This window comes from uncultured Pelagimonas sp. (genome assembly GCF_947498515.1).
Lineage (GTDB): Bacteria > Pseudomonadota > Alphaproteobacteria > Rhodobacterales > Rhodobacteraceae > Pelagimonas.
Genome location: NZ_CANMKO010000003.1, coordinates 216,267 through 231,357 on the forward strand (window position 1 = coordinate 216,267; position 15,091 = coordinate 231,357).

Annotated in this window: 12 protein-coding genes; 8 read left to right on the forward strand and 4 right to left on the reverse strand. The window is 54.0% G+C overall.

Translation table 11 applies throughout. From position 1 onward, the window contains the following. The first annotated feature begins 1 nt into the window (after nt 1). The 4 genes from Q1A43_RS07445 (at nt 2) to Q1A43_RS07460 (ending at nt 6,246) form a co-directional block, all read left to right on the forward strand. Nucleotides 2-646, forward strand: coding sequence for a hypothetical protein (locus Q1A43_RS07445; protein ID WP_299921676.1), 645 nt, complete (start codon nt 2-4; stop codon nt 644-646). Between the two features lie 275 nt (nt 647-921). Next, the gene (locus Q1A43_RS07450) at nt 922-2,910 is read left to right on the forward strand and encodes a winged helix-turn-helix domain-containing protein (RefSeq protein WP_299933857.1); all 1,989 of its coding nucleotides are present in this window, start codon (nt 922-924) and stop codon (nt 2,908-2,910) included. 27 nt (nt 2,911-2,937) lie between these two features. Beyond that, on the forward strand, nt 2,938-4,176 hold the full coding sequence (locus Q1A43_RS07455; protein WP_299933859.1) for a phosphatase PAP2 family protein: 1,239 nt from the start codon (nt 2,938-2,940) through the stop codon (nt 4,174-4,176). A gap of 3 nt (nt 4,177-4,179) precedes the next feature. Beyond that, nucleotides 4,180-6,246, forward strand: coding sequence for a S8 family serine peptidase (locus tag Q1A43_RS07460; RefSeq protein ID WP_299933861.1), 2,067 nt, complete (start codon nt 4,180-4,182; stop codon nt 6,244-6,246). Nucleotides 6,247-6,509: 263 nt separating this feature from the next. Here the strand turns inward: Q1A43_RS07460 and Q1A43_RS07465 are convergent, their stop codons facing one another. Beyond that, the gene (locus Q1A43_RS07465) at nt 6,510-7,493 is read right to left on the reverse strand and encodes a fatty acid desaturase (protein WP_299933863.1); all 984 of its coding nucleotides are present in this window, start codon (nt 7,491-7,493) and stop codon (nt 6,510-6,512) included. A 66-nt stretch (nt 7,494-7,559) separates the two neighbouring features. On the opposite strand from Q1A43_RS07465, the gene Q1A43_RS07470 reads away from it, so the two are divergent. Further along, the gene (locus Q1A43_RS07470; protein ID WP_299921681.1) at nt 7,560-7,874 is read left to right on the forward strand and encodes a metalloregulator ArsR/SmtB family transcription factor; all 315 of its coding nucleotides are present in this window, start codon (nt 7,560-7,562) and stop codon (nt 7,872-7,874) included. Nucleotides 7,875-8,844: 970 nt separating this feature from the next. On the opposite strand, the gene Q1A43_RS07475 is transcribed toward Q1A43_RS07470, so the two are convergent. Genes Q1A43_RS07475 through Q1A43_RS07485 form a run of 3 tightly spaced genes read right to left on the reverse strand, consistent with a single transcriptional unit; the run spans nt 8,845 to nt 11,923 of the window. After that, complete coding sequence (locus Q1A43_RS07475) at nt 8,845-9,702, reverse strand: MBL fold metallo-hydrolase (protein ID WP_299933865.1); 858 nt, start codon at nt 9,700-9,702, stop codon at nt 8,845-8,847. 11 nt (nt 9,703-9,713) lie between these two features. Next, entirely contained in the window at nt 9,714-11,060 is a 1,347-nt protein-coding gene (locus Q1A43_RS07480; RefSeq protein WP_299921683.1) for an aspartate aminotransferase family protein, read from the reverse strand. Then, nucleotides 11,057-11,923, reverse strand: a complete 867-nt coding sequence (locus Q1A43_RS07485; RefSeq protein WP_366944249.1) for an IclR family transcriptional regulator — start codon at nt 11,921-11,923, stop codon at nt 11,057-11,059. The genes Q1A43_RS07480 and Q1A43_RS07485 overlap by 4 nt, the downstream gene beginning before the upstream one ends. A gap of 60 nt (nt 11,924-11,983) precedes the next feature. Here Q1A43_RS07485 and Q1A43_RS07490 point away from each other — a divergent pair, with 60 nt between their 5' ends. The 3 genes from Q1A43_RS07490 (at nt 11,984) to Q1A43_RS07500 (ending at nt 15,086) form a co-directional block, all read left to right on the forward strand. Further along, nucleotides 11,984-12,928 carry a tripartite tricarboxylate transporter substrate-binding protein gene (locus tag Q1A43_RS07490; protein ID WP_299933869.1) on the forward strand — a complete coding sequence of 315 codons (945 nt, stop codon included), beginning with the start codon at nt 11,984-11,986 and terminating at the stop codon, nt 12,926-12,928. A gap of 88 nt (nt 12,929-13,016) precedes the next feature. Beyond that, nucleotides 13,017-13,556 carry a tripartite tricarboxylate transporter TctB family protein gene (locus Q1A43_RS07495; RefSeq protein ID WP_299921686.1) on the forward strand — a complete coding sequence of 180 codons (540 nt, stop codon included), beginning with the start codon at nt 13,017-13,019 and terminating at the stop codon, nt 13,554-13,556. 12 nt (nt 13,557-13,568) lie between these two features. Beyond that, complete coding sequence (locus tag Q1A43_RS07500) at nt 13,569-15,086, forward strand: tripartite tricarboxylate transporter permease (protein WP_299933870.1); 1,518 nt, start codon at nt 13,569-13,571, stop codon at nt 15,084-15,086. Nucleotides 15,087-15,091 lie beyond the last annotated feature (5 nt).

Consider the following 15,091-nt stretch of genomic DNA (forward strand, 5'->3'; position numbering starts at 1 on the left):
CATGATAAATATTCCGCAGCCGATCACCGACGTGACGGTATACCCCTACATCACCGCTCCGATTGAATTGGAGCCTGTCATCAAAAACGCATCCGGCACCTATTCTATTGGAACGCTGACCACGCATGTGTTTTACAACATGGACCTCCATGGCGGTGATCACGTCGGCAAACTCGAAAACGGTGGGGCCTATTTCGCCGAAGCCACGGACGCCGAAGGCAATCGGTTCCGCACCCATTGGATGCATTGCACGGGGGGAGGAGACCAGCCGACCTTTGGTTTGACGCAGAACCTGTCGCATCCCGATCTGTCGACAGCGGCGTTGCCGGCAAGCGAGGGGCGCTACATTCCGCTCGAAAAACTGGTCGATTTTGAGACTTCCATCAGCTTTAAACCACCGGCGATCGGAACAATGGAGGTTGATTTGGGCAAGTCTGGCATGCTGATCGCAACACGGACGGGAACGCCCCATGTGAACGGTTTCATCATCGAAAACCCGACCTTGCCGCATTTCTGGACCGTTGGAAGTCGTAATATTTCAATTGGTGCGAAATCCGCGAAAACGGGCAAGCCCATCGGCTACGACAACCTAACTCTGGTGAGCGCGACTGACAAGGAATGCGTGTTCCTACAACAGTTCATCTGAGTTGAAACGCCGCTGCAACCCGCCCCCAAAGTATTGGGATGCAGCGGCACGTCGGACCGATTGAAATCCCCATGCAACATCAACACAATTCTTTTTTGACCGTACAGGATGGCATGACGAACAGGGTATCGCCGGATGGAAAGATGCGTATCACCTATTTTTCATTTGGTAGAATTGCCCTTTGGTCAATTATACCAAAAGATGTATGTCATAAGTTAACGACCACGTGGGCCGGGGGGCGGAACGTGGACGACATACGTCAAAAGGAGGAAGGAGTGCCGTCGGATTTCGGGCCCTTGGTGGAGATTCCACTTGGACAACTAACCTATGTTCCGTCGCGCCGACAATTGTTGGATGCGCAGGGTGATACCGTTTATTTGCGCCCTCAAACCGAAAAAACCCTCGCCCTTCTGATTGAGAGAATTGGTGAACTTGTCCCTCGGGACACCTTGATCGAAACCATTTGGCCCGATCTCAACGTCACAGATGACAGCCTCACCCAATGTATTGCCGATATTCGGCGCGCGATCGGTGACAGCAAACGCACCATCCTGCAAACGGTTCCAAAGCGTGGCTTCATCCTGAATTACCCAACCGGCAAACAACACCGTTTGGCCACCCAGTCAGCAGGTTTTGCCGAAGCGGCGGCACCTTTTGAAACCAGAGATGCCGCGGTAGTTCATTTGCAAGGGGATGCAGGCCAGATACCTTTGTCGGTGACGGATGGAACATTGATTGTCGACAGGGGACAAAATCACCTGACGCTGGTGATGGAAAACCTACCCCAAGCCTTGCGACGCGCGGTGTCGGGCTTTTCCAATGCGCGCATTCGGGCCGGGATTGACGTCACAGGCAACAGTGCCGTTGCCGCCCGCGATATGGCCGCACTTGCCAAACCTGGCGAAACGATCGTGTCTGTTGACGTTAAAGAAGTGTCCGAGGTCGCGGCCGAGTTCGATTTCGAAGATATCGGCGATGTCGCCCTGAAGACTTCGGGACAGGAAAAACGCCTATTCCGAGCCAGTTCTTTTGACCCAAGTTCAGCCATCCAACCGCGTCTTTTGAATGGTGAGATGTTGCCGACCATCGCCGTTATTTCCCCGCGTCCGATTGCCCAAGAAGGGTATCGCGGCGCCTTGGGGGATTTGATTGCCGATGAAATCTCGGGGGCCATGTCCCGGACGCGAGAAGCGCGGGTCATTTCACGCTTGTCGTGCAGGCCCTACCGGCTTCAAACGGTCAACCAGCGCGAGATTGGCAACCGACTAGGGGCTGATTTCGTTGTCACCGGTCGGTATCGCCGACAAGGGAACGACGTGGTGCTGGATATTGATCTTGGCGAAAGCCGAAGTGACGACGTGCTGCATTCTGAACGATATTCGTTTGAAGAGTCTGAGATCTTTTCCAGTCAAGGCGTTGTTCATGAGATCGTCTCAAGGCTTCGCAAGAATATCGTTTTGAACGAAATCGAACGGGTGCGGTCGCGCCCTATTGAAAGCCTGAACAATTATACGATGTTATGGGCGGCCGTTGGGTTGATGCACCGCCTGTCACCGTCCGATTTCAACTGGGCCAAAAAGCTATTGGAAGCGTTGATCGACCGGGCACCACATCACCCAAGCGCGCTTGCTTGGATGGCGAGGTGGCATGTGCTTAAGGCGCAACAAGGGTGGTCAGAGAACGCCGATGAAGACGCGACTTTGGCATTGGATTGCGCCTCGCGGGCGTTGGATATGGACCCGGAAAACAGTTTGGCATTGGTGAACCGCGGTATTGTTCTGACAAATCTTATGGGGCGGTTCGATGATGCGGAGGATGACTATAACACAGCTCTGGCGCTGAATCCGAACGATGCGCATGGTCGGCTTTTGCGTGGCATGCTCTATGCGTTTCAGGACCGCGGAGCAGAAGGAGTTCGCGATGCCGAACAGGCCCTCGCTCTGGCCCCGCTTGACCCTCATCGGTTTTTCTTTCTCGCGCTGGCGGCCGGGGCCAACCTGACTGCGGGTGATTATTCACGAACCCTTGAGCTTACCAAAGGCTCGCTTCGGTTGAACCGAACCCATGCGTCAACCTTGAGAATGCTGGTGGTCGCGCATCAATTGTCGGGTGACGAAGAGGCCGCGCAAAACGCGCTCAAGGAATTAACACGCATGCAGCCTAATTTGACGATAGGAGCCTGGCTTCGGTCGTCTCCAAGCGCGCCATTTGAGGTGGGCAAACGATTTGCCGGGGCGCTGCGCGCAGCTGGTCTCCCCGAATAGTTTAGGACTTAGGAAAGGACAGGATTTATGAGCACCGAGGATTATGGCGCCCCATCAGCGGCCTTTGCCGCCTTTGCCGCTTTTGGAAACTCCGCAGCATTCGCGGCTTTTGGCGGTCAAGCCGCCTTTGGCATGCCCGAGAACCCGGTTCTGGCCGAAGCCCTGCTCAGGAGCAGGGATGGCGTGGTCGGAAACCCGCTGCATATTCACGACAAGGTCCCAGCATTACATGAGAATGATGTTGCGAACCTGACGCTTTTGTCCCCCGATGTTCGCTCTAGCCTTTGGTTATCAGAGCTGGGGTCGCGGGTTGCGATCACCGCGCCCAAACACAAGGATGGAGTCAAAGCCTCGCTTTGGAAGCTGGCAATGATGGAGGAAGACATCCCACGCGTTGAAACGCGCGAGGTGATTTCCATGACCCGACCAAGCGAGCAAACGTTTCGAGAGCAAATGAAATGGGTGGCGGGATATGCCGATATCCGGACAGATCGCGCCGCAGAAATACTGAGCCAAGTTGCCTCGCCTGTGCCGTTTTATGCGACGATTTCCTTTCTGGACCCGGCGCGAACGCCCTTTACGCTCGAGCTTTTGCAGGCTGGTTTGCGCTTTGCGAACTTTGTTGAGATGCAGATGAAATACATTCTCGCCGTCAAACGTCCGATTGAATATTCGCCTCAGGTCCAACCGATGATCCCAACGCCCAACCATGGCGCGTTACCAAGCGGGCATGCGACCGAAGCGTTTCTGACCGCACGGTTGCTTTGGAAGCTTTTGCGCGCGTCGGGCCAATCACCCTATTCGGACAATGGATATTGGGGTGAAATGCTCATGCGGACGGCGTCTAGGATTGCGGTCAATCGCACCGTCGCGGGCGTACATTTCCCGGTCGACAGCGCCGCCGGCTCATTGTTGGGGCTAACCCTTGCTGATCTGATCAGCTCCGAATGTCAGGGCAACACAGAATGGACCGCCAGTAAATTCATCGGCACCGAGTTTGACTGGAACAGCGATTTCAACTGGCATGCCTTGTACGATGCAGAACACGACAAGCAAAAGCGCCGAAGCGTTTGGAACAGCGACGACACGCAGGATGAAGGCCTTGATGAAGAGGATGATGTTTGGGCCAAGGAGAAAGAACATGTTTGGGCCAAGACCAGGATTCAACGACTGGAGGGGCCGTGCATTACTTCCAAACCTCTGAACTGGTTGTGGACCAAGGCATTGGCCGAATGGCGTGATCCAAACAATGGGACCAAGGGGTAACCCATGGTGATGCGTTGGATCGAAACACCCCCCGCAATCAACGCCCCGGCGCATCCTCCTCTTGATGCGCTCTTGGCCGCGCGCCTGCAGCTTCATGCCGACCGGCCTGAGACGCCGGATAATGCATGGTGGTCTGTCATGCTGGATTTACGCGATGTCAGTCTAGAGGATCTGGCCGCCCAATTGCCCGCCCAAGATTTCCTGATCCCCTCGGTCTACAGCCCTGTGGATCGGCAGGCCGCGCAGGGGCGTCGTTTGGTTGCTGTCTTTATACGTCACAAACTGTTGCTTGAATTGAATGAAACAGGCCGCACGTTAGGGATCGTGGCGATCAAAGACGGTATGATCCACCCTGATGATATGATCGATTTGGACGCGCGGTTTGTTGATCCCACGCCAATTCAGCTGGATAAAAAGTCCGTTGTTATGGCTGTGATCGACGATGGCATTGCCATCGCCAACAACGTGTTTCGTGACGGAGTGTGCTCTAGCCGGGTGGCCTTTAGCTGGGTGATGGCAGCGGGCAGGGGGCACGGGGAATCCGCGCCTGAGACCATTGGAAGGTCTTTTGATAAGGCGAAAATTGACCGGTATCTGACGCAGCACACGTACTGCGATCTTTTGGATGAGGCGGCGTTTTATCACGAAACCGGTCAGATTGATTTCCAGAATGGAGAGTTTTCGCCGGTCTCACTGCGGCGCTCTCATGGCACCCATATTGCCGCCGTCGCGGCCGGGCATCCAATGGAGGAGGGGCTGCAGACAAGACCGATGATCTGTGTCTCACTCCCGCCGCGCGTGACCGCGGATACAACGGGTCAAAGCTCGTTCCCGGCAATTGCACTGGCGTTGCAATCGCTACACCATCAGGCATCACGGTTTCGTATAGGCGACAAACCTGCACCGGTTGTTTTGAATTTTTCTTTTGGAAACTACAGCGGACCGCATGACGGAACTGGCGAAATCGAAGCGTTGTTCCAACAGTTCCTTGATCAAGCGGGTGCTCAGGTTCGACAACTTGTCTTGCCAGCGGGAAATGGCAACTTAACTCAGACCCATGCCGAAGTGACCTTTCCCGACGATGATCGCAAAACCAAAACTCTGACACTGCAAGATCCAACGGATGATCGGACGGCAACGCATATACAAATGTGGATGCCACGAACGCAAAAGGCCGAGAATTTTGTGACCCTTTCGGTATGCCCGCCTGTCGGACCAACAAGTCCGGTTTTGAAAACGGATGGCTCAGGCGTTTTGTCATATGATCTAGTGGACGAGCAGGGAATGTTGGCGCGGTTAAGCTATTCCAGAGCACCTGATCCAATTGGGCGCGGGTTGGTGACTTTGACACTGGCACCCAATAGCAGCCTTACCAAAAATGCCCCCACGGCCCCGGCGGGGCAGTGGACGGTTGCGGTCACACCCGACGAAATCGCGCCTCCGAATGGGGCAAAAGGGCTCTTTCTGCCTTTGAACTCTGTACAGGTTTGGGTGCGGCGGGATGAAACCCTTCCTGGGTTTGATCCCGGTGGTCGACAGGCGCAATTAGATGATCGCAATTATCAACGTTTCGGAAAATATGGACTTCCTCTTGCGACTGATCCAATGGGGACAAAATCGCTTGTACGTCGTGCCGGGTCGCTAAGTGGCTTTGCATGTGGGGCCTCGCCCATAGTGATCGGTGGTGCCATTGCAAAGCAGCTCGAAGTCTCGCCCTATTCGGCATCGGGACCGATCACGCCTGTTTCTGAACACGCGGATGGCACTGATCCATTGACGACTAGAACAGGGCCCAATGCCGTTGCACGAGCTGATGATAGCCTGATCTTGTCGGGAATAATTAGCGCGGGTTCACATAGTGGATCGTTTGTGCGTCTATCCGGTACGAGCGTTGCGGCCCCCGGAATCGCCAGACTATTGGCCGACGAATTGTCAGACGGGCTTAAACCCGATCTCCAAAAAATCGCGGGAGGTGTTACGCGCACCGGCCAAGGGTTTATCCCGGTAAATCTGCATCTGACAAATCTGCCATATCCAATACTGGAGCCGTTTGGGCACGTTGACCCCTGACTTTGGCCATTTCAGCCACGGGCATAGCCACAGTCAGTTGGATGTATCGGTTGTAAACTCAGTTGGCCGGTGATGAACCGGGCGACATTGATGTCACTCGTGTGAATTTGGAAGGCTGAATGGTACAAGGCTCCTGCCGTTAACGCCTCTGGTTTAACGACAGCGGATGCTTCTTTTTCTCGGTTTGGCAACAACCGTCCTGGACCATTGCAAACTGACCAAACGCTAGCCCAATCCAAATTGAGTCAAGCCACGAGCGGTTCTTATGTTTGTTTTTGGTCAATCAACGAGTTTTGCAGGTTATAAAAAATCGGCTTATCCATTGGTCGCAAGGCGTCGATCTCCTCTTGTTCTACTCTCGTTAAACCGTCGCGCTTGGGGAGGTCAGCCGGTCCAAGGATCGAATGCGCTAGGCCAAGCGCCTCGAGGGATTTGATAAACCAGAAACCGGGGTCCAACTGACCCTTTTCAATGCCAAGCTTTGCTGAATGTGGGAAGGCATGATGGTTGGAGTGCCAGTTTTCTCCAAAGGTGACCAACCCAAGGCCACGAAGGTTAAACCCCTGTACTGGCAAGCCCTCGACAATCCATCCTTGGTGGCCAGTTTTGTGTGCGAAATGTCCAACGATCCAATGGCCATTGAGCGATACTGCTACGCGTAGGAAGACACCCCACAGCACGAACTCTAAGCCGCCCAAAAAGAAAAGCGGGACCGCTACGGCAAGTTGCTGTGTCATCCAATGTCGTTCCATCCACTTATAAACAGGGTCATTTGCGATCTCAGGCTCGATTGCAAAATCTGGCGGATTGTCGAGATCGAACCGGCAGTGCATTTGCCACCAAGCATCGCGCCAAAACCCTGCACCATGGCTGGGGTGAGGGGGGCAAGTGGTCTGACGCTGATGCCAGTCTCGCATGTCATGGGCGCGGATCATACCAAACGGACCCGCCATGCCAACAAGGGTGCCAAGCCAAACAAGGATATATTCCAACCATTTAGGTGTGTGAAATGCCTTGTGAATAAGAAGTCGGTGCATGCCGACGGAGTGACCAGCACAAACTGTAATTGCTGTTGTTCCTAGAAATACAAGAAACCCGCTCCAGCTTGGGGTGAAAAAGATCGCAGCAAGACCGCCTGCCATCATGACAAACAGCCAGAGCGATTTGGGCGCGTCCCAACGGATCGTGCCGCGCATCGCATTGCTTTGGTTGTTGGGAAATACGCGATCTGTTGCATGCAGGTACATCTTGAAACCCCCGGTGATAACAAATATGATCTTAAAGATATAACCAATAAGTTAAAAGGTTAACTCATGTCAAGCCCTGATAAAGTGTTCGAAGCTTTGGCCTCAACAACGCGTCGTCGAATACTGGCCTATCTCTCAGAGGGGCCATTGACGGCTGGCGTCGTTGCTGAACGTTTCGATATGTCTCAACCCGCCATTTCCAAACACCTCTCAATTCTGGAGTCCGCGGACTTGATCTGGAAAAAGCGAGAAGGCCAGTTTGTAAAGTATGGCATGAAGGCTGATAATCTCGGGGGAACTTTGGCAAAGTTCATGCAGGAAGTTTGCCCGCCAAGCAGGGCGCTAAAAGCAGAGCGCCGTTCCGAGAATGAACCGGACTGAACATGTCGAATTCTGCTTACATGGCGACCTAAGGGCCAGCAGCCGCGCATCAAAGGCAATGACGTTTCTTTTTGCGCAAGACGTTGCAATGTATTGTTATTCAAGAATCTCATCAAGATCGTGGCGAACCCAACCCGGTGGCACGGTTCATAAGTAGGCCAATTGTTAGTGGAGAAGACGGCAGTCCCGCGTCAAGCCGTGGTCAACTGACCGAGCACCCAAAAACTGTGCGCTGCAAAAAGCGCTCGGGCTCTGTTGAGGCGGGGCGCTTCTGCGTTTCTGAACGCAGTCATGAGGCGGGTTTTTACGGTCAACCCTTCCGGGAACCGCGCAAGGCACCGGACATGCGTGTTGCGCCGTTTTTTGGGCGTAAACTGCAATGTTGGGGCAGGGGCGCGGGGTCACGTTTGACGCACCACTGCGTCGCGCAAATCCGCTGGCTGCGCCGAAAGAGGCCAAGCCAGCCCCCAAGACCGATATCCATCCCTACTGCTTGGGATGAGTGTAGAACCATGCACTGGAATGCGGCTGTTCGACCGGTTGTCAATATCAGAGACATGGCTCGCGCGGACGGCACAGAGGCTCCGTCGTTTGGCGAACCAGACAAAACCGAGCCTTTGAACCGCGTGTTGGGGACTACGAGGCTGAGCGCGCAGTGATCACCGAATACAAAGGGGGCGGAGCCGGTCAGAAGCAGAAGCTTTCGCTGCTCAATCTTATTTTGCCAGAAACGATACCCAGCGTAACATCATGTTAGCCGAAAACTGGTGAGCGCCAGGTATCCACGTGATCCCTCTGCCGGCATGTCGTTTGAAGACGTCGGAACCTTTCCCCCAAGCTCACGAGGTATGATCGTCAACCCGACATCGACAGTTCGCCCGGTTAACGCTGTCGCACCGGCCACCGGCGCGACCATTTGGGCACATAAAAATCATAATAAAAAGACGGACGCGGGCCAACATCTCTTGGTTCACAGGGCGATTTTCAAACCATCTTTGCCAACAATCAGTTCACCCTCCCAATGCTCATCAACAGCATTTTGCCAATCGGTTTCGCTATAACTCGGGTCATCTGATGGAATGAGGTGCGACAAAGCCAGCCGTTTAACGCCTGCTCGTGTTGCCGTTTTTGCCGCGTCATGGGCAAATGTATGGGACCGCAACCAATGAGCCATCAGTTTGTCGCTGCCATTGCCTATCCTTTCCATCAAGGCTGGCAATGCGCTTTCTAGCATTGCCTCATGCACCAAAAGGTCCGCGCCTTTTGCAAAGTGTTCGAGGGCGGCAATGGGGGCAGTATCGCCGGAACATACGACATGGGTATCAGCCGTTTTGAAGGACAAAGCATAGCAATCGGTAAGGGGCGGGTGTTCGGTTCGGATGGCCGAAACAACTAGACCGTCGTGATCCATGACGGTGCCTTCATCGATTTCATAAACCTTTACCAACTCTCGTATATCTGGGCGGCCTTCGTCCTCCATACGCAGATCTATGTCGGCCTTCATGGACATCAAGAACGCCAACCAATAGTTGACAAGGCCCGGCGGGCCATAGACGTCGACCGGTGTTTTCAACCCCGCCGTCCAAGACGTGTGCAGAAGCGGTCCGAGTTCAAGGTAATGGTCCGAGTGCAGGTGTGTGATAAAGATCAGGGACAGGTCTTTGAGTTGCATGCCTTGATCGACCAAGCCTTTGGTGACGCCAAGTCCGCAATCCACAACGATTTTCTTATCGTTCAGGACAAACAGGTTCGACGTTGGCATCGATGATCCCGGACGGATCGCAGGGCCACCTTTTGTGCCCAGAAGGGCAACGTAGTTCTCTGACATTCCTATTCCCTTCAAACCGATGCGAAACCCGCATCGAGCGCGGACAAAATGGTGTTGGCGTCGGTTTCGGTCAGCACGAGCGGCGGTGACAAAATAAGGTTCGGCCCGGACACGCGAACCATCGCCCCGGCCGCATAGGCACCTTCATAGACTTTGGCCGCTGTTGCCGCGTCGATCGGTTTTTTGGTGGTGCGGTCGCTGACCATCTCAATCGCAGTCATCAAGCCGTGACCACCACGCACATCCCCAATGATGTCGTATTTTGCCATCAAAGTCTTGCACCCTTCGAACAGTTGCGTGCCGCGTGCCGCAGCGTTTTCGACCACGTTCAAACGCTTGGTTTCTGCCAAACACGCAAGGGCCGCCGCCGCGCCAACGGGGTGGCCAGAATAGGTGTAACCGTGGCCAATTTTGGCGTTTGGATCAGATTCAAAAGCCTCGATCATGCGATCACCGATCATAACAGCCCCGAACGGGAAATAGCCGTTGGTAATGGCCTTGGCCGTCGCCATCATATCGGGTTTGATCCCCCAAAGACGTGCGCCAGACCAGGCTCCAGTGCGGCCATAGGCGGTGATGACTTCATCTGTGATCAACAAAATCCCGTTTCGGTTACAAATCTCCTGCACCATTGGAGCAAAGGATTTATGCGGGGGAATAACCCCGCCAGCGCCCAGGATTGGCTCCATAATCATGGCGGCGATTGTACCGGCCCCTTGGAAGGCGATCTCGTCTTCAAGTGCTTGGGCGCAAAGCTGCGCCAAGCGCTCGGGATCTGTTTCGTTGAACGGATTGCGATAGGTGTAGGGGGCCGGAATGTGATAACAGCCCGGCAAAAGCGGTTCGTAAGCCGTGCGGAAGTTCGCGTTGCCATTAACAGAGGCACCGCCGATATGGGTGCCGTGGTACCCCTTTTTCAGGCTCAGGAATTTGGTACGTCCGGCCTCGCCACGCAGTTTGTGATACTGGCGTGCCAAACGCAGCGCTGTTTCAACGGAATCCGATCCGCCGGAGGTGAAAAAGGCGCGGCTCAGGCCATCTGGTTCGAAAAACTGGCCCAGTTCATAGGACAGTTCAATGGCGGCATCATTGGATGTGCCGCGAAACGTTGAGTAATAAGGGAGAGTGTCCAATTGATTGGCGATTGCGTCTTTGACGGGCTGACACGAATACCCCAAGTTGACGTTCCAAAGCCCGCCAACGCCGTCCACGACGGTATGCCCATCGATGTCTGAGACGCTGACACCGGACGCGCCTGTGATGATTATGGGCGGATTGTCATGGCTGTCCTTGGGGGACGTCATGGGATGCCACATATGGCGCCCATTGTTTTCTTTTAGAAAATTTGAGTCTTTCATGATGTCGCGTCCAATGTATTAGAGCTTTTCAGAGTGGCGGCCCAAAGGGCCTCTATCTGCTCGGGAACGGTGCCGCCCCAACCGCGGGTTAGTTCACGGCTGGCGGTTACGAGATGCTTTTGGCATGTTTGTTCGAGTTCGGGGGTAAATCGCGTCGCGACACAAGCCACAGAAACCGCGCCCGCAATCTTGCCGGTTTTGTCAAAGACAGGCGCTGCGAGGCTCGAGACCTCATCTTCAAAACTTTGGATTGTACGTCCAAATCCGGTTTGTCGAACAGATTGCACGACCTGTTCTAAAGAGGCCTTCGAATTGATGGTGTGGTTCGTGAACTTTTCGAGGTTGTCCACTGCAACCTCCATAAGCTCGGCCGGACCAAAGGCTAAAATTGACAAACCCGAGGCCGTCGCATGAAGCGGAAATTTGTTCAGATCAACCACGACTCGCGTGCTGTGCTGAATTGATTCGCACGAAGCCAACGCAAAAACAGCCGTCCCAGACAAAACCGACGCATGAGTCGTTTCCCCTGTTTCCTCTGCAAGCGCCCGAAGAACCGGAAGTGCGCTTTCCTTGCGCGGCACAGTCAGCTCTCGCGTTTGCGCCAACTGCAAAAGCGCCGGCCCAAGGCGGTACTGCCGGGTGAGCGGATTTTGCTCAACAAAACCAGCCTCTTCAAGCGCTTGAAGATGCCTATGCGTTGTCGCCTTGTCACGTTTGGCCAATCGGCAAAGCGCTGAAAGGCCGATTTCTGGACTGGTTGCTGAAAAGAACGACAGCAAGTGAAGAGATTTTAACGCAGAGGACAATTTGGAACCGCCGATTTGTTTAATTTCAGAAAAAGTTTGACAGACACAAATTAACAAGGCAACCTTTTTTTCAAACCACTGGTTCAAATAATGAACCGATCAACCGGGAGACTGTAGATGACCACACTGACTAGAACGGCAACGGCCGTGGCATTGGGACTGGCCACAATCGCGGGAAGCGCGCAGGCTGAGTACCCTGAAAAGCCAGTTGAATTTGTTGTGCCTTGGCCTCCAGGTGATCTTGAAGACGTGCTGACACGAATGATCGCGGAGGATTTTAGCGCGGCCTATGGTGTTCCAGCAGCGGTTGTGAACAAGCCGGGCGGCGGCGGCGGCCCATTTCCCGGTGCGATCGAGGTCGCGAATGCCCCGGCTGATGGGTACACCATTGGGTCATTTATCATCGCCATTCCTGTCGTTGGTCCGCAGCTCGGTATCGCTGAGCTGAACCCGAACCCATTTGTGCCGCTTGGCAATTTCCTGACGTATCCATTTGTCATCGCAGCGGGTGGGAATGCCCCATACGATGATATGGCTGGCCTTGCTGCGCATGCGCAGGAAAATGATGTTGTATTGGGGCACTTTGGTGCACCGCTTGTTCCGACGCAGGTCACACTTGGCTTGGCGTCCGAGATGGGCTTTTCATACGCAGCCGACGCAGCGTTTGACGCTTTGGATTGTAACACATTGGCGTCTGGCGACGTCGACGTAATCAACACAACATTGCAGCTGATCCTGCCTTGCCTTGATGATGTGAAAGTCCTGGCTTCCATTGGGTCCGAACGCATTGCGTTGACACCTGATGCACCGACTGTTTCTGAGCTTGCGCCGAATCTGGACGTCGCGCTTTGGAACGGTCTTTTCGTGCATGAAGAGACCCCACAGGACGTGCGTGACAAGATCATCGCGGTTGCACAAAAGACAGTCATGTCAGAGCGCGCGCAAACGTTGGCTGCTGAAACGGGGGCACTTGTCTATTGGCAGGATGCCGATGCCGTCGCCACCCAGATCGAGAAAGACATTGAAACGCTCGGAACGATTGAGGCGATTTTGTCTAAGTAAGCGCTGCCTTTCGTAATTGAACCGGGCGGCGCTGTCGCCCGGTTGCTTTGAATAGACTCGTCATTGCAGGCCAACCCGGAGCATTACTTTGACAAATACCAAGACATTGCAGGCGTTGTTCAAGCGATATCGCCGACCAGGAGATATTGTATTTGCTTGGTTCTGGGTTGTGATCTCTGTCTTCTTGCTGAGCCAGATCTTTGACCAGACAGCCTATAAGAACGGGGCTAAGCTATTTGCTCAGCCACGGTTTTGGCCTGCTGTGTCGCTAGGCCTAATGACCGCTTTCGCGTGTTTTCACCTTCTCGGATCCGCACTGTCAGAAAGGATCGAGGGGCGTTGGCGTGAAGTCTGGCTTTGGGTTTCCTCGCTGGAATATGCGGGTTGGTTCATGGTCTATGCCATTGCGGTGCCCTACACCGGATACCTTTTGACTACGATTGTCTTTGCCATCTTGCTTGCTCTGCGTGTCGGCTACCGTAGCGCCCAGATGTTGATGGCCGCAGGGGGAAGTGCCCTGTTTACAGTCTTGTTATTTAAGACCCTTTTGAAAGTGAACCTGCCGTCCGGGCTGATCTACGATCAGCTACCCGATGGTTTGCGTCAATTCATGCTCACATATTTCTAATAGGATCTGACGATGGAAAATATTCTAGCAGGCCTAGAAATGTTGGCGAGATGGGACGTCATGGTCGCCTTGTTAGTTGGGTCGATCGGCGGCGTGATCATTGGCGCAATTCCCGGTGTTGGACCCGCCGTTGCAATTGCAATCATGCTTCCGGCGACATTTGGGTTGGACCCGATTGTCGGCCTTACAATGTTGTTGGGCATATATGGGTCCTCGATGTTTGGCGGCGCAATCCCCGCGGTTTTGATCAACACTCCCGGGACGGCGGTGAATGCACTAACGTCATATGACGGGTATCCAATGACAGAAAACGGAGAGGCCCACCGCGCGGTTTCGCTGGCCTATAGTGCCTCGTTCTGGGGTGGCATCTTTGGCATTGGCTGCTTGATCCTCTTGTCACCAGTTTTGGCCATCATCGCCCCGATGTTCGGCAGTCGCGAGATTTTCTTGGCCGCCTTGTTGGGCATCATCTTGGTGGTTCTCGCGCATCGAGGTCAAATCATGGCCGCAGGTATGTTGGGCATGTTTGGGATTTTCCTACAAACGATTGGCCTTGATGCGGTGACCTACACCAAGCGCTACACCTTTGATCAATCTTTTCTGTCGTCTGGCGTCAATCTGATTGTCGTCGTCTTGGGTTTGTTTGCACTTAGTCAGGCCTTCTTCCTGCTCACGGCCCCTGACAGCAGCCCAGATGCCAAGCCCATTTCGGGGAAATTGGGAGCAGGTTTTAAAGAGCTTATGCAGTACAAACGGGTCGCAACGGTTGCCTCTGGGTTTGGTGTTATCCTTGGCATGATACCCGGCACCGGTGAATTTACCGCTCAATTCATGAGCTATACCTACGCGCAGAAAACATCCAAAGAGCCCGAGAAATTCGGCAAAGGATCACCAGAAGGATTGATCGCATCCGAGGCCGCAAATAACGCTGTGCCCGCTGCCGCGATGATCCCGCTCTTGGCCTTGGGTATCCCGGGCGAAGCGCTCACAGCGATGATGTTGTCGGTGTTCTACGTTCACAATGTGATCCCGGGCCCCCAGTTGTTCCAAAACAATATCGACCTTGTTTATGGCCTGTATTTCGCGCTGATTGCGTTGAATGTGATTGTGTTGGTCTTCTTGCTGTTCTCGACGAACCTGCTGACCAAGATCATTCGCATTCCGACCCGTTTCTTGGGCGTCATGATCCTGATGTTGTCTTTCGTTGGGGTCTATTCGCTGCGCAACTCGCTGACGGATGTCATCATCTCTGCGGTGTTTGGGGTTCTTGGTTTGGTGCTCAAGCGGCTCAACCTACCAATTGTTCCGATCATCCTTGGGATGGTTCTTGGTGGCATAATGGAGACCAAGCTGCGATCCGCCTTGCCACGTCTGAAGTCGCCGCTTGATATGATCGACCGACCGATTTCATTCATAATCTTCGTCCTGATCCTTCTGGTGATCGGCCTGCATATCCGCACCTTGATAAAGGAATTTAAGGCCCATCAGCCGGACGAAGATCACGACCTTCACGATACTCAAGCACGGTAAAAAAT